This is a genomic window from Tardiphaga sp. 20_F10_N6_6 (genome assembly GCF_052076045.1).
GTDB lineage: Bacteria > Pseudomonadota > Alphaproteobacteria > Rhizobiales > Xanthobacteraceae > Tardiphaga > Tardiphaga robiniae.
The window spans coordinates 1-20,571 of sequence record NZ_CP197239.1 but is presented as its reverse complement, the minus strand read 5'-3'; the positions used below and the strand labels follow the sequence as shown (position 1 = coordinate 20,571).

The following is a 20,571-nucleotide window of genomic DNA, read 5'->3' as shown; positions in this document are numbered from 1 at the left end:
CGAATTCCTTGAGCTGCCATCTATACCGACATTTCATGTCTGTAGCACGCATCGCTACTGCAAGCTATTCAAGTTCCCATTACTTCGTTGGTCCGGAAGAACATCGCTTCACTGTTCGACACTCTGCCCCTCTTTCAACGTTAGTACCGCAACTTGTCGGTCGTAGGTATTGATCGCCGCTTGTAAAATGGCCGGTCACGTCTTCGCCTGAGCGCCAGATCGAAGCTCGAACTAGCGCTTTTGTTCTAGTGCATGCTTTCGCCGTACTGGTTCATCTACATGAGCCGCATATGCTGATCATCATCGGACAATTCCCGGCACTCGCCCCCTGAATACGTCCCGTTGTTGGCTTGCTCGTGCGCATATCTCTAAGAGATGGCCATCTTTGTCGCTGATGCGAAGGTCGATCAATACGAACGCGCGTTGCGAACGACTGACCGACGTAGTACATGAAGAACGCTTCTACATCGCAGCAAAACGTCAGCGTTCCTAGCTGTAGCGGATCTTTTACTTCGCGAAGAAACCTCAGCTACACTCAGGGGTGCCCTCTCCTCGTCAAGTCTACTTGCTCGCATAAAATTTCGAACAGGCTAACGTCGTCAAGCCTGCGCCCGATATTCCGGCACCGCATCCTTCAGCGTCGCCACAGCGACCTCGTGTTGATCCGCCTCAATGGCTTTCCGCAAGATCGCAAGCCAGCTGTTCAGCGTCTCCAGCGGCAGTTCGTTCGGGCGGGCAGCGACGATGCCGGCAATACCGATCTCGCTGGTTGGCTCCTGCTCGGCGAACAATATCTCGTTGAGCCGCTCGCCCGGTCGGACACCGGTGAACACGATATCGATATCGTAGCCGGGCTGAAGACCGGACAGCCGGATCATGCGGTCGGCGAGATCGACGATCTTCACCGGTTGCCCCATGCTGAGCACATAGACCGATGCATCGGCATGCTGCGCATTCATCGCATGGGTTGCCGCGGTGACGACTAGATCGCAGGCCTCGCGGATGGTCATGAAGTAGCGCACCATATCGGGGTGCGTCACCGTCACCGGCCCACCGGCTTCGATCTGCGCCTTGAACTTCGGCACGACGGACCCATTCGACGCCAGAACATTACCGAACCGCACCGAGATTAGCCGCATGGGTGATTTGGCGTCACTGCCGCTGATGGCGTCGCCATCGAGCGCCTGGCAATACATCTCGGCAAAACGCTTGGTGAGACCGAGCATCGACACCGGCTCGATTGCCTTGTCGGTCGAGATCATCACCATCGCATCAGCGCCCGATGCGAGCGCCGCATCGGCGACATTCACAGAACCGAAGATGTTGGTCTTGACACCCTCGCCCCAGTCACGCTCCAGGATCGGCACATGTTTCAGCGCGGCTGCGTGAAACACCGCATCCGGCTTGAAGGCGATCATCAGTTGATGAATGCGCTCGCGGTCCCTGACATCGGCGATGCGGCCCTCGATCGCTGCGCTGGTGACTTTGGCCGCCAGCTTTTCCATAGCCGCATGAAGCGCCGGTTCTGAATTCTCGATAATGAGCAGCCGTGCCGCGCCGAACGTGATGACGCGGTCGCAGATCTCGTAGCCGATCGAGCCGCCGCCGCCGGTCACGACGATCGCCTTGCCGCGCACGAAGTTCTCCAGTCGGGCATAGTCGATCTTGACGCTCGGTCGCAGCAACAGATCCTCGACTGCCACCGGCGCCAATTGCGGCGTATCGCGGCTTTCCTCGAGTGACGGAATCCGGCTAACCGTCAGCCCGAGCTTGCGCGCACGCATCAATACCGACTCAGGTAACGCCTCCGCTTCAAACGCCGACGGCGTCATCACGATCCGTTCGATCGGGCGTTGCCGCGTGCTGAAGTCATCAACGACATTGCCGAGATCGTCGATGCCGCCCAGGACCGGCACGCCTCGGATCGCCTGTCCACGATCGGACATCGCTGGCGACAAGATGCCGACCGGCCACATTCGCTTGACGGCACCACTCTCAATGCCGCGCAAAAACACCTCGGCATCGGCCGCACGACCAATCAGCAGTGCCGGTGACGCATCCATCGCGCGCGCCTGATTGCGCGTACGTGTATAACGAAAATAGCGATAGGCCAGTCGTGATCCGCTCAGAAAGAATATCTGGATGAACCAGTAGATGATGATCGTTGTCTTGCCGAGGAAGAACGTGCCGTACACGTTCGGCGCCAGGAAGATGTAGTCGAGCACCAGAAGCGCGCCCGTCAGCACCGTGGATGCCTTGATGATATTCAGCAAGTCGGGCAGCGAGATGAAGCGCCACTTCGTCGTCGTCAGATTGAACAGATAACAGACGAAAAAGCTGAAGACGACGAAGTACGGCAGGATCTTCAGGAGCAGCGGCAGCCGATCCCACAGATTTTCGCCATCGAAACGCAGCACGAAGCTGAGAACGACCGCGGCCGCCGTGACGATGGCGTCATGCGTCGCAATCAGCCAGTTGCGGGCAGAAAACTGTGTGATGCGTGTCATGACTGTCCGCTGCGCGCGCGCTCGACCAGCGACGTCGTGCTGTGGCCTTGCAGGATATCGATCAGGATCACCTCTCCGCCGTTGGCGGCGACAACCTCATGGCCGACCACCTGCTCTCGCGTGTAATCGCCGCCTTTGACCAGCGTCGCCGGCGCGATCTGCGTAATCAGGTTCAGTGGGGTATCCTCTCCGAAAATCACGACCAGATCGACCGCTTCCAGCGCCGCAAGCACTTCTGCGCGAGCGCGTTCGTCCTGCACCGGGCGCCCCTCGCCCTTCAGACGCTTCACCGACGCGTCGCTGTTAAGGCCGACGATCAGGCGATCACAGGTCGCGCGCGCTGCCGTCAAAACCTTCACATGGCCGGGATGCAGGATGTCAAAACAGCCATTGGTGAAACCGATCCGCAACTGCTGCTTGCGCCAGTCGGCCAGTTGCGCATTGAGCTCAGTCGATGCCACGATTTTTTCTTCGGCGGCCAGAAATGCATGCGGCAAAATCCGGCGACGCAGTTCGGACGGTGTGACCACCGCCGTCCCCTTCTTGCTGACAGCGACCGCTGCTGCGGCAGTTGCCGCGCGCAATGCTGCTTCCCAGTCAGCCCCGGCCGCCAGTGCCACAGCCAGCATCGCCGCCACCGTATCGCCGGCGCCCGAGACGTCGCGCACCTTGACCGGCAGCGCCGGCACATGGATGGGCTCGCCATCGCGTGGCACCAGCGTCATGCCATGCTCGCTCTGGGTTACCAGCATCGCGGCGCAGTCCGCCAGGATCATCGCTTCCTGCGCGGCGGTCGCGATGTTGGTGTCGCTGTCTGCACGGCTGCGCGTTGCCTCGGCGAATTCCTTGCGATTCGGCGTCAGCAAGGTCGCGCCGCGATAGATCGCAAAATTTGTGCTCTTGGGATCGACGATGACGCGCTTGCCGAGCTTCTTCGCCGCATCGACGACGTTGCGGATCACCCGCGCGGTCAGCACACCCTTGGCGTAGTCGGACAGCAGTACGATGTCGACGCGCGCGAGTTGCGGCAAAATTGTATCGATCAATTGCTTCTCGATGGCGGCGGACGCGGGCGCAGCCAGTTCCCAGTCGGCGCGCAGCATATGTGTTGAGAAATGCTCGGACACGAAGCGCACCTTGCGCGTCGTCGGACGCGATGAATCCGTAACCAGCAATGCTTCGATCAGAGGCTCCTGCGCGAGCGCATTCTTGAGCGTTGCGCCGGCATCGTCCTCACCGACCAGGCCGACAAAGATGCATTTCGCTCCGAGGGCTGCAATATTGCGTGCGACATTACCGGCACCGCCGATATTGATCTCGCTGCGCTGAACCGCGATGACCGGCGCAGGCGCTTCCGGCGAAATGCGCGACACCTCGCCATAGACGAATTCGTCGAGCATCAGATCGCCGACACAGAGCACCGTCTGATCGGCAATCGCGTGCGACAGGGCGTCGAAATCAAACATCACACCGGTACCTGTTGCGCGTTCAGCGGAAGCGATCGGGCTGATCGAGAAAGCCCTTCACATAGTGGGAGACGGCATCTTCCAATGTTGTAAAACCGCCGTTGTAGCCGGCGCCGCGCAACCGATCGACTTCGCTCTGCGTGAAGTACTGATAGCTGCCGCGAATCTGCTCGGGCATGTCGATATAGTCGATGTTCGGCCTGGTGCCGAGTGCAGTGTAGGCAGCCAGCATCAGGTCCTTGAAGCTGCGCGCGGTTCCCGTCCCGACATTGAAGATGCCGCTGACACAGGGCGACGCCAGCAGCCACATCATCACGCGAACGACGTCCTCGACATAGATGAAGTCGCGGCGCTGATCGCCGTCCGCAATGCCCTCGCGATGCGACTTGAACAGCTGAATACCGCGGCCGGCCTTGATGTCGTCGAAGCGCCGCGCCAGCACGCTCATCATCGAGCCCTTGTGATACTCGTTCGGCCCGAACACGTTGAAGAACTTCAGACCGGCCCATTGCGGCGGCATCTTCTCGCCCTTGGCGACGCGCTCGGCGACGGCGAGGTCGAACAGGTGCTTGCTCCAGCCGTAGAGATTCATCGGCCGCAGTTTCTTGAGTTCCGGAACGGTCTGCTCGTCGCGAAAACCGTGCGCGCCGTCGCCATAGGTCGAAGCGGACGATGCATAAATCAGCGGCGTCGCATTGGCCGTGCACCAGTCCAACAAGCGCATCGACAGCCGGAAGTTCGTCTCGATGACCAGATCACCGTCGGTCGCGGTGGTTTCCGAAATCGCGCCGAGATGAATGACCGCATCGAGCTTGCGGCCCTTCAGCCAGTCCATCAGTTCGGTTGGCGGCACCACATCCGCAAGTTGCCGCTTGGCGAGATTACGCCATTTTCCATCATGGCCGAGCACATCGCAGACGGCCACGTCCGCGCGGCCGGCGTCGTTCAACGCGGCCACGACATTCGATCCGATAAAACCGGCCCCTCCGGTCACAAGCAGCATGAAGTCCCCGATCTCATGATTGACCCACCTTTGCCTCAACCCTGCCCCACAGGCAACTTGGGCAACGGGATGTTCGTCGCCGCCATGGGGACATGGTTGGAAACATCCCAAATGGCTTTACCTGTCCGAATGGAGCGGGTACCGACGTGGCCGGATATAGCCCGCGGCAGAACAGCGAAGTCTTTGAAAGAATGAACGTAAATTCCCCATACCAGGGCGTGATGGTCGATCCGGACGATACCCGGCCGATCCTGATCGTGCCCTATATGTGGATCGGTGATTTCGTCCGGGGTCATACGGTCGTCCGGGTCCTGAAGGAGCGCTGGCCGAACCGGCCGGTCGATTTGCTGGTGACCAGACTGGTCGCCCCGCTGGTCGACTACATGCCGGGCGTGCGTGCAGGCATCGTCTGGGACCTGCCTCGCAGCCAGCTCGCGCTCGCCAAGCAATGGGAACTGGCGGCCACCCTGCGCGCACGGAACTATGGCACCGCGCTGGTGATGCCGCGGACCTGGAAATCGGCTCTGGCACCCGCTCTGGCGGGCATCCCGGAGCGCATCGGCTTTGTGGGCGAGGCGCGCTTCGGCCTGATCAACCAGTGGCGCTGGGGCGAAAAGAAGCTGCCGCGCATGATCGACAAGAAATGCGCGCTGGCGCTGCCAGACGGCACGCCGCTGCCGCCGGAATGGCCGGTGCCCCAGTTCCGCGTGCCCGCCGACGAAATCGCGCGCTGGCGGCAGGCCAATGGGCTGGGAACCGGCCCGGCCGTGGCGCTCGGGCCCGGCTCGGTGGGCTCGTCCAAGCGCTGGACCTATTATGCCGAGGCGGCAAAACTGCTGGTCGAGCGCGGGCTGGACGTCTGGGTCATCGGCGGCCCCGGCGAGAAGAACCTCGCCAACGAGATCATTGCCGCCGCCGGTCCCCGCGCTCGCGACCTCACCACGGGCGACCTGCGCAATGGCGTGATCGGCATTGCCGCCGCCAATGTCGCCGTGGCCAATGATTCCGGTCTGATGCATATTGCTGCGGCTGTCGGCACGCCGACCATCGGCATTTTCGGACCGACCAGCCCGCAGCTTTGGGGACCGCTCAATCCGCTGGCGGCGACCGTGCAGACCAAGACCATCGTTCCGTGCCAGCCGTGTCACAGACCGGTCTGCACCATGAACAACCATGCTTGCATGCGGCACATTCCGGCCGACGATGTCGCCGAGATTATCCAAAGCGTGATGGCCGAGGCGTCCAACAGAAGCGCACAGATATGACGACCGCGCAGACAAAACCCGCAGCGTTTCTGGATCGCGACGGCGTCATCAATTACGACGACGGCTATATGGGCACATCCGATCGCATTCGCTGGATGCCGAACGCGGCCAAGGCCATTCGCCGGCTCAATGATGCCGGTTATTTCGTCTTCCTATTTTCGAACCAGTCCGGCGTCGCACGAGGCTATTTCACCGAAGACGAACTCAACACGCTGTTTAAGTGGATGCGTTCCGAACTCGCCGCACAAGGCGCCCGCATTGATGACGTCCGCTATTGCCCACACCATCCGGCCGGATCAGTTGCGGGCTATCTGGAAGATCATCACTGGCGCAAGCCGAGCCCGGGCATGATCCTCGATTTGATGCAGCACTGGCCTGTGCAACGCAAAGGCAGTTTTGCCATCGGCGACCGCGATTCGGATATCGAAGCGGCCAAGGCTGCGCACCTGCCCGGCTTCCTGTTTGCAGGTGGAGACTTGGATGCGTTCGTCGCGGATATCCTGCAGGGTCAGAGCAGCCTGCGATAAACCTCAGCGATTCCCCGCGCTTCCGCATCAAGGCTGAATTTGTCGAGCACACGCTGGCGCGCATGTATGCCCATGGCTGCAGCGGCATCGGGATCGCGCATCAGCGGCTCCAATGCCAGCGTGAGTGCCGCCGCATCGCCGGTCGGCACGAGTTTGCCGGTCACGCCCTCCTCGACCACGATCTCCGCGGCGCCCGCACGTGTTGCGACCAGCGCGGCCCCCGCCGACATCGCCTCGATTAGCGTCAGACCGAAGCCTTCATTGCGCGAAGTGAAAGCGTAGATCGTCAGGCGCTGATACCATCGCTCGACCTCTTCGATCGGCAACTCGCCGGTGATAACGATGCGCGACTGCAGACCGGCATCGGCGATCTTCTTCTTGAGGTCATTGGCAAAGCCGATCTGGTCCGGCGTGATTGCCCCGACGATGACGGCGATGAAATCGGGATAGCGCGGTAGCAACTCGCACATCGCCTCGACAAACAGATCGGTGCCCTTCTGCGCACGCACACGGCCGAAACAGCCGATCGCGTAGTGCCCCGGAAGGTTCGTTTCCGCAAACGCCGCCGCACGATCGACAGGCGGCGCGTAGCGATCGGTATCAACACCATGCGTCACCACGGTCGCCGATCGCTTCAGATATGATGCGGAAATATCGCTCGTCGCGATGATGGCGTCCATCCGGCTGATCAGCCAGCGTGTGATCCAGGTATGATGGCGCTGCGCTGCCGAGGTGAAGAGCAGTTTCAGCGGCCACCCGAGCGCCTTGAGCAGAACGCCGGCAATCATCTCGTTGTTGCGCCGCGCGTGCCAGATCACAGGCTTGCGGCGCAGCCACAATTTCACGAGGTCGCCGATATCCATGCGCGCAATGCCGGCGGGCGCGTCGGATCCAAGCCAAGCCGCATCGAACATGTCTGCGAGTTTCGGCGCCACCATGCGATTGGTCGCCGTCACACCGGAGTAGCGCCAGTGCAGATTCGTGACGATCAGCTGCAATTTATCGGCCGTTTTGCCCGCAATCGGCACAGGTGACTCCATTTCGCCCGATTTCCTATACGCAACATTAAGCATAGTGGCCAGTTGCCGGCCGTCGAAACCCACTCTTCATCCCGGGCGCGATAGCGTTCCCAAAACGGGAGAGTGAGTAAATCCAATGACCGTCCTTGTCACCGGCGGCGCCGGTTATATCGGAAGTCACATGGTCCATGCGCTGGTGGAAGCCGGCGAGAGCGTCGTCGTGATCGATAACCTGTCGACGGGCTTTTCCACCTATCTCCCCGAAGGCGTTCCGCTGTTCATCGGCGATGTCGCTGACGAAAATCTTGTCGAGGGCGTGATCGCCGCACACGGCATCGACGCCATCATCCATTTCGCAGGCTCTGTCGTCGTCCCGGAATCGATGCGCGACCCGCTCAGCTATTACCGCAATAACACGATGACGACGCGCAACCTGCTCAGCGCGGCGGTGAAATGCGGCGTCAAGCGCTTCATCTTCTCGTCGACCGCTGCCGTCTACGGCAACCCCGATTTCACGCCGGTGGCGGAGGATGCGGCGACGAGGCCGCTGTCACCTTACGGGTCATCGAAGCTGATGACCGAGATCATGCTGCACGACATCGCCCCGGCCTATGGCATGGAATTCGTCGTGCTGCGTTACTTCAACGTTGCCGGTGCCGATCCGCAGGGCCGCACGGGCCTCGCCACCATGGGCGCGACGCATCTGCTCAAGATCGCAGTCGAGGCCGCAACCGGTCAGCGCAGCAAGATCGACGTGTTCGGCACCGATTATCCGACGCCCGACGGAAGCTGCATCCGCGACTTCATCCATGTGAGCGATCTTGTGCAGGCCCACCGCGCCGCGCTGAGCTACCTGCGCGAAGGCGGAGCATCGACCACCCTGAATTGCGGCTATGGCCGCGGCTATTCGGTGCTGGAAACCATCGAGGCCGTGCGACAAGCATCGGGCCGAAACTTCGCGGTTCAATACGCTCCGCGCCGCGACGGCGATATCATGACCATGATCGCCGATACGTCCCGGATCCGCGCCACGCTGAACTGGACACCGCAATACGACGATCTTGAAACGATCGCCCGGCACGCACTGGCCTGGGAAGAAAAGCTAGCCCGAGAGCGCTATGGGATCGAATTGATAGCGAAGTCGGCCTAAGCATCCGATCAGCGCCGGCACTGCGTCGGCGTCTCTCCGAAACGCCGTCGAAACCGCTGATTGAAGTATGAGATCTCGTTGAAGCCACTGGCCAGCGCGATCTCACTGATCTTCAGCCGATCGCCCTGCTCGCTCGTCAGCAAACGCATTGCATGTTGCAGACGGCACTCCAGAAGGCGTTCGGTGAAACTCGATCCGGTATCTTGCAGAAGGTCCTGGAGATAGCGCGGCGACAAATCCAACCGACGCGCGACCTGCCCCACTGAAAAATCCGGATCGGCGAAATGGCGGTCGATCTCAGCAATAATCTCCTGCGTCCGTGACGCGCGCAGACCGCGCATCGAAGCGAGTTGCGCGGCGTCACCGCGCGCGCCAAGCGCCAGCGCAGTCAGATCCAGGAGGGTCGTGCTGATATGGCTGTCGAGCTCCGAATCATGCGGATCGCGCAGGAGATCGACAGAGATTTCGATGTAGCGCCGCAAATGGGCCACGACTGCGCGCCGTTCGTCGAGCGGCTGGATCAGGAGATCGTCGACATTGCCAATGAGGGGCAACAGGCGCTCCCTACTGACAGTCAGCGTCGTCGACGAAAAATTCGCATCCGACCGCAAATCGGCCGGACGTCCGTTTGTACCAATAAATGCGCGGTCAGACGACAAGGCCGTCTCGCGCCCCACCTGATCGACAACCAGCGTCCCCTCGCCTCGATGAAACATCAAACAGAAATCATCGTCCGGTCCGCGCGAGATTGCCGTTCTGGATCGCCGGATTCGACTGAACGTGCCGCCGAACCGGGTGACCCGCACATTCGAATAATCTGCCCAATGCACGAACGCCGAGAACGGCCGTTCTTCAGCACGTGTGATGTCCACGCAGCAGGTGAGCGCTTCCATGTTTTCGCACCACAGCGCGAATTTCTGGTGATCCGGTAATTCCGGACCAAACCCATCTGAGACGAAACTGGCTTGATGCATACGTCCAACTCGCTTCCGACCATTAGTGTAGCAGCACCAGACGATCTCATCACGCACGAATGCTCGTCAATGCAAAACGCAATCCTGGGACCGTATTGGTGTAGTGCGCATATGTGCTGTTGCGACAACGCCACATCGACGCGAAGTTTAGTGGCAGTGCGCGAGAACTAAAATCTGCTACGTGCATGAACAAGACCTCTCCGCCAGCCCTGTCATTGTGCACGTGGAAGCCGCGAGTCCCGGCATCATTCGCAGATGCCTTGGCTCGACGACACTTCACATGCGATCGCCGATGACGGCGATGCATCGGAAATCACTTGCCGCGCGCAAGAAACTGAGGGGCCTGATCATGAAGAGAGTATTCGCTGGCGCAGCACTGCTTATCGGTGCAGCCGTTCCTGCCGTTGCGGCCGACATGCCCTATCCGGTGAAGGCGCCAGTCGCGCCCGTCCAGGTGTTCTCCTGGACAGGCTTCTACGTCGGCGCCAATGTCGGTTTCGGCGGCGACAAGTTCGACTATCCATTTCAGGCTACACAGCGGCAGTTGCAGGCCGAAACTGATCCTCTGGTTGCCAGCACCGCGGGTAAATTCAGCCTAACCTCAAGCGGTTTCTTCGGCGGCGGACAGGCTGGTTACAACTATCAATACAACGGCGGCTTGGTCGTCGGCATCGAGACCGACTTCCAGTGGTCCGGTATCAAGGGCCGCTTCGAGGGTAATCAGACGCTGAACAATAACGGCGTGACTACGTCCGCGGCATTCGGCACCGGCTCCGAAGTCGAATGGTTCGGCACGATTCGCGGACGGCTCGGCTATGCATGGGACCGCGTGTTCCTGTACGGCACCGGCGGCGGCGCCTATGGCCGGGTCAACACCAACGGGAACTTTACTCTGACCGGCCCGAATGGTGTGCTCGGCCAGGTTGCGGCGGTGTCAGCCGGCCAGACACGGTGGGGCTGGACCGCCGGCGCGGGCCTCGAATATGCATTCGCCCCGCAGTGGTCGTTCAAGACCGAATATCTCTATGTGGATCTCGGCCGGAGCACGCTGTTCTCCACCGCCGTCAACGACGTCGCCAATGGTTTCTCCTCCAACTCCAGCATCGCGGTCGATACCAGGTTCCACACCATGAAAGCGGGTGTGAATTACCGGTTCTGATCGGGTTACACCCCGCCAACCGGAAGCACGGCGCGTACCCGTCGCGTGCCGTGCTTCCGAGAGATTCTGGGACCAAATCGGCCCGAATCCGGCGGCGGACGCCACCGGGCCAACGGGTTAACAAAGTCTTGGCAAGCCCGATTTTGGCTTGAAAAACCGCGATTTAACGGGCAATCAGGCGGCTGTTTCGCAAGCTGACCCTGACGCTCGGCAAATCCCTGCCCGGCGCCGTCGCTGGACCGCGGATGGCCAAGATTACTCGCAAAGTCACTGACGATCCCTACGGCGCCTGGGCGCTGATCCGCCGTCTGGTCGCCGAACAGGCGGTCACCTATTGGCGGCGCTACCTCTTAGCCTTCCTGCTGATGGCCGTCTCCGCCGCCACCACCGCGGGCGCCGCCTACATGCTCGGCGAGGTCATCAACCAGGCCTATGTGGACAAGAGCATCGAGCGGATCGCGCTGTTCTCGGGTTTCGTGGTGGTGATCTTTCTGATCAAGGGCGCCTCGACCTACGGCCATACCGTCATTCTCTCGAAGATCTCCAACGCCATCGTCGCGAACAATCAGCGCCGGCTGTTCGCCAAGCTGATGAACGAGAGCATCGGCTTCTTCTCGGAGCGGCATTCGTCAGAATTCCTGCAGCGGCTCACCGCCGGCGCCAATTCGGTGACACAGGTGCTCAGCCTGCTGATCAACGCCGTCGGCCGCGACCTGCTGTCGCTGATCGCGCTAGTCGGCGTGATGGTGATGCAGGATCCTTATATGGCGTTGTTCGGCTTCCTGGTGGCGCCACCCGCGATGCTGGTGCTGCGCAAGCTGGTCCGGCGCATCAAGGGCCTTGCCCGCAACCAGTTCACTGGCACCACCGAGATTCTGGAAGTGATGCAGGAATCGCTGCAGGGCATCCGCACGGTGAAGGCCTTCACGCTCGAACAGATCATGCAACAACGCATGGAAGCGAGCATCACGGCTGTCGAGCAGAACGCCAACAAGATGGCGCGCGTCTCCAGCCGCTCCAGCCCGCTTATGGAAACCCTCGGCGGCTTCGCGATCGCCGCGTCGCTGATGTATGGCGGCTATCGCGTGGTGGCGATGGGCGCAACGCCCGGTCAATTCTTTTCCTTCGTCACTGCCTTCCTGCTGGCCTACGAGCCGGCGAAGCGCCTGGCGCGGCTGAACATCGATCTCAACAGTCAGATCATTGGCGCGCATACGCTGCTGGAAATCGTCGATAGCCCAGCCTCCGAGCCGAATGACGACCACAAGCCGGCGCTGAAGCTGACCGATGCCCGCGTCGAGCTGCAGGACGTCACGTTCCGCTATCGCCCCAACGAGGTCGTGCTCAACCGCATGAGCTTCGTCGCCGAGCCCGGCAAGGTCACCGCGCTGGTCGGGCCCTCCGGCGGCGGCAAGTCCACGGTGCTGGCACTGCTGCTGCGTCTCTATGAAGTCAGCGAAGGCGACGTCACCATCGATGGCCAGTCGATCGGTCAGGTCTCCCGTCGCTCGCTGCGCGGCCAGACCGCCTATGTCGGACAGGATGTCTATCTATTCCGCGGCACCATCCGCGAGAACATCGCCTTCGGCAAACCGGGAGCTACGGAAGACGAGATCGTCGCGGCAGCCAAGGCCGCCTGCGCCCATGATTTCATCCTCGGTTTCCCGTTGGGCTACGAAACGCCCGTCGGCGAGCACGGCGCGCAACTCTCCGGCGGCCAGCGCCAGCGCATCGCCATCGCGCGCGCGCTGGTGAAGAACGCACCGATCATCCTGCTGGACGAAGCTACCGCAGCGCTGGATTCCGAATCCGAAAAATCGGTGCAGGAAGCCATCGAGCATCTCTGCCAGAATCGCACCACGATCGTGATCGCCCACCGCCTGCACACCATCATGCATGCCGACGCCATTCTGGTGGTCGAAGGCGGCGAGATCGTCGAGCGCGGCCGCCACGACGATCTGCTGCGCCGTGGCGGGCGCTACGCCTCGTTCTTCCGTTTGCAACATCGTGATGCTTCGCCGCTGGCCCCGCTCGAGGCGTCGGCGTAAGACTTGCTTCTGTTTTCTGCCGCGCAAGCGCGGCAGTCGTTTTGATCCCAGCCTTCACAACCAGCCCGAGAGCCGTCCATGACCGCATCGTTCGTTATCGCACCTCCGCCGCAGGCCGCCATCGCCGTTCAGGGCGAGACTTCGAAATTCCCGGTGCGCCGTGTCTGGTGCGTGGGCCGCAACTATCTCGAGCACATCCGCGAACTCGGCAATGACGAGCGCAACCCTCCCTTCTTTTTCGCCAAACACGCCGACATGATCGTACCGGATGGCAGCGAGATCCCCTACCCGACGCTGACCAAGGACATGCAGCACGAGGTCGAGCTCGTCGTCGCGCTGAAGAGCGGCGGCCTCAACATCTCGCCGGAAAAGGCGCTGGATCACGTCTGGGGTTATGGCGTCAGCGTCGACCTGACCCGCCGCGACCTCCAGACCATCTCGCGCAAGAAAGAGCAGCCCTGGGAAATCGGCAAGTCGTTCGACATGTCGGCGCCGTCAGGCGCGCTCGTCCCGGCATCCAAGGTCGGTCATCCCTCCAAAGGCAAGATCTGGCTCTCCGTGAACGGCACCGAACGTCAGAAGGGCGACCTGTCCGAGATGATCTGGAACATCGCCGAGATCATTTCCAAGCTGTCGCTGCAGGTCGAACTCGGTGCCGGCGACGTGATCCTGACCGGCACCCCGGCCGGTGTTGCTGCGCTTCAGCCGGGCGACAAGGTTGAATGCGGCGTCGATGGCATCGGCACGCTGAACTTTCAAATCACAAAGCTCGCCTAGCCCTCTTCGCCCCATTGAGGAGGCTCGACTGGATTCAACGTCGTGAATCGGTAGGTTGAGCCTCGTTGCCTCCTTCACCATTGGGACTAGAAGCGAAGAAACCACGACAGAAATGCGAGCTCAACGAAGCTGGGCTTCAAAAGATAAGAGCAGACGTAATGCGCCGTATTTTGGTCTTGGCTATCAAGCTTTTTGTCACCTTCGCTCTACTCTATTTTGCCTTGCGAAAGGTGAATTTCACGGAGTTGATTTCCCGCATCGATCTTGCCAGTTTCGGTTGGCTGCTGCTCGCAATCCTTCTTACCTATGTCTCCATTTTTTTCAGCGCCATTCGCTGGCGAAAGATCTGTGCCGTTTGCGATGCACCTCTCGCAACGTCCCAAGCATTTCGCTTCAATATGATCGGCACCTTTTTCAATCAGACATTGCCATCTTCGATAGGCGGCGATGCAATGCGCTTGTGGCTTGTGGCCCGTGGTGGCGCTGGATGGCGCGCTGCCACTTACTCTATCTTCGTTGATCGTGCACTCGGTTTCCTGGCGCTCGCGCTATTGATCCTCGTGACACTGCCCTGGAGCTACACGCTCATCAACGATTCCGTCGGTCGGTCGGCGTTGGTTATGATCGACGTTTTGGCGCTTGCGGCCGGCTTCGGATTTCTTATTTTTGGAGGCCTGCGAGTCGAATGGCTCAGGCGGCTCTGGTTCCTGCGTCATATTCATGCGTGTGCCGTTGTTGCAAACCGCCTGATATTCGATCGAACGCAAGGCCCTCTCATCACGCTACTATCAATTCTGATCCATGTCCTGACGGTGATTGTCGTCTGGTGCGTTGTCCGCTCAATATCGGCGCCAGTGACCTTCGTAGAGGTCGCGCAGATTATCCCTCCGGTCATAATTGTTACGATGATCCCCGTCTCGATAGCAGGCTGGGGCGTGCGGGAGGCGTCCATGGGCCTCGCTTTCGCCTATGCTGGCCTGGCAGCCAACGAGGGCATCAATGTTTCGCTACTGTTTGGGATCGTGTCGTTCATCGTAGGAGCAACCGGCGGATTGTTCTGGATCCTAGGCGCCGAGAGCTTTGAGCGAAAGAGGGCGAAACTGCCACCGGACAAAAGCGGATAGAGCCATTTAACATAGACAGCAAAAGCCCCGGATCGCTCCGGGGCTTTTCTTATTCAATACGGCAGACCGAACTCAGTAGCGGTAGTGGTCCGACTTGAACGGGCCTTCCTGCTTCACGCCGATATAGTCGGCCTGGTCCTTGCGCAGCTTGGTCAGGTTCACACCAATCTTGGCGAGATGCAGCATGGCGACCTTCTCGTCGAGCGACTTCGGCAGCACGTAGACTTCCTTCTTGTACTTGCCGTCCTTGTTGTTGGCGTAGAGTTCGATCTGTGCCAGCGTCTGGTTGGTGAAGGATGCCGACATCACAAAGGACGGGTGACCCATGGCATTGCCGAGATTCACGAGGCGGCCTTCCGACAGCATGATGATGCGGTGACCGTCGGGGAACGTGATCTCGTCGACCTGCGGCTTGATATTGTCCCACTTCAGGTTCTTCAACGACGCGATCTGGATCTCGTTATCGAAGTGACCGATGTTGCAAACGATGGCACGATCCTTCATCGCGCGCATGTGCTCGATGGTGATGATGTCCTTGTTACCGGTCGCGGTGACGAAGATGTCCGCCTGGGGCGCGGCATCTTCCATCGTGACGACCTGGTAGCCTTCCATCGCCGCCTGCAGCGCGCAGATCGGATCGACTTCCGAGACCATCACGCGGCAGCCGGCCTGGCGCAACGAAGCAGCCGAGCCCTTGCCAACGTCGCCGAAGCCGGCGACCATCGCTACCTTACCCGACATCATCACGTCGGTGCCGCGGCGAATGCCGTCGACCAGCGATTCACGGCAGCCATAGAGGTTGTCGAACTTCGACTTGGTGACGGAGTCGTTGACGTTGATCGCGGGCCACAGCAGCGTGCCGGCCTTCTGCATGTCGTACAGGCGATGCACGCCCGTGGTGGTTTCTTCCGAGACGCCCTTGATGCTCTCGGCAATGGCCTTGAAATAGCCCTTCGGCTTCTCCTTGAGCTGCTTCTTGAGCAGCGCGAAGAACACTTCCTCTTCTTCCGAAGCAGGCTTATCGAGGAACGCCGTGTCGCCGTTCTCTGCCTTGAGGCCGAGATGGACATACATGGTGGCGTCGCCGCCGTCATCGAGGATCATGTTGGGGTGACCACCGCCATGCCAGTCGAACAGTTTTGCGGTGTAGTCCCAGTATTCGGTCAGCGTTTCGCCCTTGATCGCGAACACCGGGATGCCGGCCGCCGCGATCGCGGCAGCGGCGTGATCCTGCGTCGAATAGATATTGCACGAGACCCAGCGGATGTCGGCGCCGAGTGCCTTCAGCGTCTCGATCAGCACGCCGGTCTGAATGGTCATGTGCAGCGAGCCGGCGATGCGGGCGCCCTTCAGCACCTGCTTCGGGCCGTATTCCTCGCGGGTCGCCATCAGGCCTGGCATCTCGGTCTCGGCGATCGAGAGCTCCTTGCGGCCGAAGGCGGCGAGGTTGATGTCTTTGACGATGTAGTCGGTGAAACCGTTGGGGGCGGTCATATTTGAATCCTTGTTCCTATAGTGCGAGAGGTTCTCGCGGACGCTCATAATTGCGCCCTCTCCCCTCGCGGGAGAGGGCTGCACAGACGGTCACGACATACTCGGTTCGGAGAGGGGGCTGGTCGTAGGCCCTCTCCCGCCTTCGCTTCGCGAAGGCACCCTCTCCCACTGCGCAAAGCTTCGCTTTGGGAGACGGAAAGTAAGATCAGACGTTGCGCTTCAGCGCATCGACGAGATCAGTCTTCTCCCAGGAGAATCCGCCGTCGGCATCCGGCGTGCGACCGAAATGACCATAGGCCGACGTCCGGGCGTAAATCGGCTTGTTGAGGTCGAGATGCTTGCGGATGCCGCGCGGCGTCAGATCCATCGCGGCAGCAACGGCCTTCTCGATGGCATCGTCAGCGACCTTGCCGGTACCATGGGTGTCGACATAAATCGACAGCGGTCGCGCCACGCCGATGGCGTAAGCGAGCTGCAGCGTCGCCTTGTCGGCCAGACCAGCGGCAACGATGTTCTTGGCGACGTAGCGCGCAGCGTAAGCAGCCGAACGGTCCACCTTGGTGGAGTCCTTGCCCGAGAATGCACCGCCACCATGCGGGGCTGCGCCGCCGTAGGTGTCGACGATGATCTTGCGGCCGGTGAGACCTGCGTCGCCATCGGGACCGCCGATGAAGAACTTGCCGGTCGGATTGATGTGCCAGATCGTCTTGTCGCTGATCCAGCCATCCGGCAGCGCCTTGCGGACGTAGGGCTCGACGCGTTCGCGCACCTGGTTCGAGGTCATGTCCTCGACGAGATGCTGATGCGAGACGACGATTTCGCGCACGCCGACCGGCTTGCCGTTTTCATACTGCACGGTGACTTGGCTCTTGGAGTCCGGGCCAAGCACCTTCTCGGTACCGGCGTGACGGGCTTCCGAGATCAAGCGCAGGATCTTGTGCGCGTAGAAGATCGGCGCCGGCATCAGCTCCGGCGTTTCGTTGGTGGCGTAACCGAACATGATGCCTTGGTCGCCAGCGCCTTCTTCAGCATTGGTCGGCTGCTTGGCATCGACGCCCTGTGCGATATCGGCCGACTGCGGATGCAGCAGAATCTCGACGTCGGCGGTCTTCCAGTGGAAACCGTCCTGCTCGTAGCCGATGTCCTTGATGGCGGCGCGAACGACGGCTTCGATGTGGTCGTTGGTGACGGTGGATGGACCGCGGGTCTCGCCGGCGATCACAACCTTGTTGGTGGTGGCTAGGGTTTCGCAGGCAGCGCGAATATCCCAAGGATCGATGCCCGCCTTCGGGCCTTCGCGGAAGAACAGATCGACGATCTCGTCGGAGATCCGGTCGCAGACCTTGTCGGGATGGCCTTCGGAAACCGATTCACTGGTGAAGAGATAAGACGCGCGCATCAACTGGTCCTCTTTATTTGCGCCGGGTACGGCAGCCTTCGTCACATTGTTCCGGAAATGTCAGTCGCGACGCCGCGAGATGACGTAGGATTCGTCGTAGAACCAGAGACCGTTGTGCTTGCGCAGAACCTCTCGGGTGGCATCCAGGTAACGGCCGCTCTGGGTTACTTCCGTCAAACGGTCATCCTCGATTTGAGCCACGTAGACCGCCGCGTTCCACGCTGCAAAAGCCGTCGATGTTCCGATCGATCCGGTCACCTCGTTCGGCAGCGCCTCCATGGCGTAGCGAAAGATCGACCGCTGGTCGGAATAGGCATTGAAGTTCAGATCGCGGCCGGCTGAGCCCAGCTCATATTTCACCGCCCGCAATAGCTCATGCCGGCTCACGGCGAAAGGATTTTCTTTGGGCCAGACGGCTTGGACGATCTCCATACCGGGGTCCTGCCCATGCGAGTGGATACCGATCAGTCGCCCACCTGCCCGCAGCGCTCGGGCCAGCGGCGCCATGATCCGTTTGGCCCGAAATTGTACCGAAGACTTCGCCCGATAGGGCTGGGAGGCGATAATTAGGTCAAAATTGGCCTCCGTGCGCCCTGCGCGGGGGATAATCGAATCCAGCAGGAACCGATGATCCTCGCGATAAACCACCAGCGCCACGGGCCGTTCATAGGTCGGCATGCCTGATCGAGGGTTGATGCTGGCCCGCCAGTTGTCCTCAAGAAAAGCTCCAAGTCCGGCAATCTGGTCGGCGAATTCGCCCGACGAAGCCCCCCGCAGCGGAACTTCGTGCCAGATCATGGCGGCTGCGGCGGCCGGCGATGCCGGGGTCAATGTGGGCGCCTCGGCATAATGCATGTTGGTCAGCACGAAGACCGTGGCCGGATGTTCGAACAACCGATCCGGCACCTTGTCGAGGGTCAGTCGCACATCCTCCAGGCTGAGCTCCTTACCTGCGATGTAGAACGGCATATGCGGAAAACGGCCGTGCATCGAGCGCATCACCCGCGCCAGAACTGTGCCGTCGCCGACGCCGGCATCAAACACCCGCAGCGCTGGGGGGCGCGGATGGATGCTGGCCAATTCGAGCCCGACGCGGTCGGCAATCACCCGCTTTTCCGAGCAGGTATGGACAAACAGCAGGTATTTCTGCCGGTTCTCGAAGAAGCGGAAATTGCTGCGCGGATCACGCCGTTCGATCGGCGGCTCCAGCCCGCGTGGCGGCGGTACGCCCTCCGGCATCGACTGGGCGATGAAGGCCTGGATCCGCTCCAGTGTATCAATGGTAATGCGCTTGCCCTCGCGCAGACGGTTGACCAGTTTGCCGTCATTGACGGCCCGGCGACCGAAGGTCGACTCCGCCATCTCCGCCTGTCGGCAAAAATCGGAGATGATTCCGAGGATCTGATCGTTCTTCATGCGCGGAGATATGACCGAAAGTGGGCAGAATTATTCCTGCCCCACTATTTAGCACGATCTGCCCACAAATGATATACGTGATCCGGCATCGCCGCTGCGGTGTGCAAGTCACGGTGTTCTGCTAAAACGCAGCCGCGAACCGCTCTTCAGAATGATCTTCAAGACAAAGGCAATCTCCCATGCATATCGCCATGATTGGCACTGGTTATGTCGGCCTCGTGTCCGGCGCTTGCTTCGCCGATTTCGGGCACCACGTGACCTGCGTGGACAAGGATAGCGGCAAGATCGACGCCCTATTGCGTGGCGAGATTCCAATTTTCGAACCCGGCCTCGACGCGCTGGTGGCCAGCAATGTGAAAAGCGGCCGGCTCGGCTTCAGTCTCGACCTCAGTGAGGCCGTGAAGACGGCGGATGCTGTGTTCATCGCGGTCGGAACCCCGTCTCGCCGCGGCGATGGCCACGCCGATCTCAGCTACGTGCATGCCGCCGCGCGCGAGATCGCCGCCAACCTGCGCGATTTTACCGTGGTGATCACCAAATCGACCGTGCCGGTCGGCACCGGCGACGATGTGGAACGCATCATCAAGGAAACCAATCCCGACGCCGACGTCGCCGTGGCGTCAAACCCGGAATTCCTGCGCGAGGGCGCCGCGATCCGCGATTTCAAGCATCCCGACCGGATCGTCGTCGGCACCGACGACGATCGCGCGCGCGCGGTGATCTCGGAGATCTATCGTCCGCTTTATCTCAATCAGGCGCCTATCATGTATACGGGTAGGCGCACGGCCGAGCTGATCAAATACGCCGCCAACGCGTTCCTCGCGACCAAGATCACCTTCATCAATGAAATCGCTGATCTGGCCGAGCGCACCGGCGCGGATGTCCAGGACGTCGCGCGTGGCATCGGCCTCGATAACCGCATCGGCGCGAAGTTCCTGCATGCAGGCCCCGGCTTCGGCGGCTCGTGTTTTCCGAAGGATACCCGCGCACTGGTCAAGACCGGTCAGGACTACGATGCGCCGCTGCGGATCGTCGAGGCAGTCCTCACCGTCAACGATAGCCGCAAGCGCGCCATGGCCCGCAAGGTGTCTGCCGCGCTTGGCGGCAATCTGCGCGGCAAGACCGTCGGCGTGCTCGGACTGACGTTCAAGCCCAACACCGACGACATGCGCGAGGCGCCGTCGATCCCCTTGATCACCGCGCTTCAGGATCTCGGCGCGACCGTGCAGGCCTACGATCCAGT

General features: G+C 60.8%; 16 protein-coding genes. 8 read left to right on the top strand and 8 right to left on the bottom strand.

Annotated features, from left to right (window positions below; genetic code table 11):
* Positions 1-599 precede the first annotated feature (599 nt).
* From AB7813_RS00080 to rfaD, 3 genes are read right to left on the bottom strand one after another with little or no spacing between them, the layout of a single operon-like run.
* On the bottom strand, positions 600-2,507 hold the full coding sequence (locus tag AB7813_RS00080; RefSeq protein ID WP_441227831.1) for an SDR family NAD(P)-dependent oxidoreductase: 1,908 nt from the start codon (positions 2,505-2,507) through the stop codon (positions 600-602).
* On the bottom strand, positions 2,504-3,973 hold the full coding sequence (gene rfaE1, locus AB7813_RS00075) for a D-glycero-beta-D-manno-heptose-7-phosphate kinase (RefSeq protein WP_441227830.1): 1,470 nt from the start codon (positions 3,971-3,973) through the stop codon (positions 2,504-2,506). Before rfaE1 ends, AB7813_RS00080 begins: the two co-directional genes overlap by 4 nt.
* Positions 3,974-3,995: 22 nt before the next feature.
* Positions 3,996-4,976, bottom strand: coding sequence for an ADP-glyceromanno-heptose 6-epimerase (gene rfaD / locus AB7813_RS00070; protein ID WP_441227829.1), 981 nt, complete (start codon positions 4,974-4,976; stop codon positions 3,996-3,998).
* A gap of 191 nt (positions 4,977-5,167) precedes the next feature.
* On the opposite strand from rfaD, the gene waaF reads away from it, so the two are divergent.
* A complete protein-coding gene (waaF, locus tag AB7813_RS00065) occupies positions 5,168-6,241 on the top strand; it encodes a lipopolysaccharide heptosyltransferase II (protein WP_441227828.1) in 1,074 nt (357 codons plus the stop codon).
* Positions 6,238-6,768, top strand: a complete 531-nt coding sequence (locus AB7813_RS00060) for an HAD family hydrolase (protein ID WP_441227827.1) — start codon at positions 6,238-6,240, stop codon at positions 6,766-6,768. Before waaF ends, AB7813_RS00060 begins: the two co-directional genes overlap by 4 nt.
* Here AB7813_RS00060 and AB7813_RS00055 read toward each other — a convergent pair.
* Entirely contained in the window at positions 6,750-7,808 is a 1,059-nt protein-coding gene (locus AB7813_RS00055) for a glycosyltransferase family 4 protein (protein ID WP_441227826.1), read from the bottom strand. The two genes, AB7813_RS00060 and AB7813_RS00055, sit on opposite strands and share 19 nt — an antisense overlap.
* A 115-nt stretch (positions 7,809-7,923) precedes the next feature.
* Here AB7813_RS00055 and galE point away from each other — a divergent pair, with 115 nt between their 5' ends.
* Complete coding sequence (gene galE, locus AB7813_RS00050; RefSeq protein ID WP_439061319.1) at positions 7,924-8,937, top strand: UDP-glucose 4-epimerase GalE; 1,014 nt, start codon at positions 7,924-7,926, stop codon at positions 8,935-8,937.
* Between the two features lie 8 nt (positions 8,938-8,945).
* Here galE and AB7813_RS00045 read toward each other — a convergent pair whose 3' ends face one another.
* Positions 8,946-9,968 carry an AraC family transcriptional regulator gene (locus AB7813_RS00045; protein WP_441227825.1) on the bottom strand — a complete coding sequence of 341 codons (1,023 nt, stop codon included), beginning with the start codon at positions 9,966-9,968 and terminating at the stop codon, positions 8,946-8,948.
* A gap of 292 nt (positions 9,969-10,260) precedes the next feature.
* Between AB7813_RS00045 and AB7813_RS00040 the strand changes: the two genes are divergently transcribed.
* From AB7813_RS00040 to AB7813_RS00025, 4 genes are all read left to right on the top strand, one after another.
* Positions 10,261-11,070 carry an outer membrane protein gene (locus tag AB7813_RS00040; protein ID WP_441227824.1) on the top strand — a complete coding sequence of 270 codons (810 nt, stop codon included), beginning with the start codon at positions 10,261-10,263 and terminating at the stop codon, positions 11,068-11,070.
* A 245-nt stretch (positions 11,071-11,315) separates the two neighbouring features.
* On the top strand, positions 11,316-13,118 hold the full coding sequence (locus AB7813_RS00035; protein ID WP_441227823.1) for an ABC transporter ATP-binding protein: 1,803 nt from the start codon (positions 11,316-11,318) through the stop codon (positions 13,116-13,118).
* Positions 13,119-13,196: 78 nt separating this feature from the next.
* Complete coding sequence (locus AB7813_RS00030; RefSeq protein ID WP_441227822.1) at positions 13,197-13,895, top strand: fumarylacetoacetate hydrolase family protein; 699 nt, start codon at positions 13,197-13,199, stop codon at positions 13,893-13,895.
* Between the two features lie 158 nt (positions 13,896-14,053).
* The gene (locus tag AB7813_RS00025) at positions 14,054-15,019 is read left to right on the top strand and encodes a lysylphosphatidylglycerol synthase transmembrane domain-containing protein (RefSeq protein WP_441227821.1); all 966 of its coding nucleotides are present in this window, start codon (positions 14,054-14,056) and stop codon (positions 15,017-15,019) included.
* Between the two features lie 72 nt (positions 15,020-15,091).
* Here the strand turns inward: AB7813_RS00025 and ahcY are convergent, their stop codons facing one another.
* The 3 genes from ahcY to AB7813_RS00010 form a co-directional block, all read right to left on the bottom strand.
* Entirely contained in the window at positions 15,092-16,513 is a 1,422-nt protein-coding gene (gene ahcY / locus AB7813_RS00020; RefSeq protein WP_320443641.1) for an adenosylhomocysteinase, read from the bottom strand.
* 205 nt (positions 16,514-16,718) lie between these two features.
* Positions 16,719-17,912 carry a methionine adenosyltransferase gene (gene metK / locus AB7813_RS00015; RefSeq protein WP_089268239.1) on the bottom strand — a complete coding sequence of 398 codons (1,194 nt, stop codon included), beginning with the start codon at positions 17,910-17,912 and terminating at the stop codon, positions 16,719-16,721.
* Positions 17,913-17,972: 60 nt separating this feature from the next.
* Positions 17,973-19,328 carry a hypothetical protein gene (locus AB7813_RS00010; RefSeq protein WP_068738171.1) on the bottom strand — a complete coding sequence of 452 codons (1,356 nt, stop codon included), beginning with the start codon at positions 19,326-19,328 and terminating at the stop codon, positions 17,973-17,975.
* 179 nt (positions 19,329-19,507) lie between these two features.
* Here AB7813_RS00010 and AB7813_RS00005 point away from each other — a divergent pair.
* On the top strand, positions 19,508-20,571 hold a 1,064-nt coding region (locus AB7813_RS00005; protein ID WP_441227820.1), incomplete at its 3' end, for a UDP-glucose dehydrogenase family protein.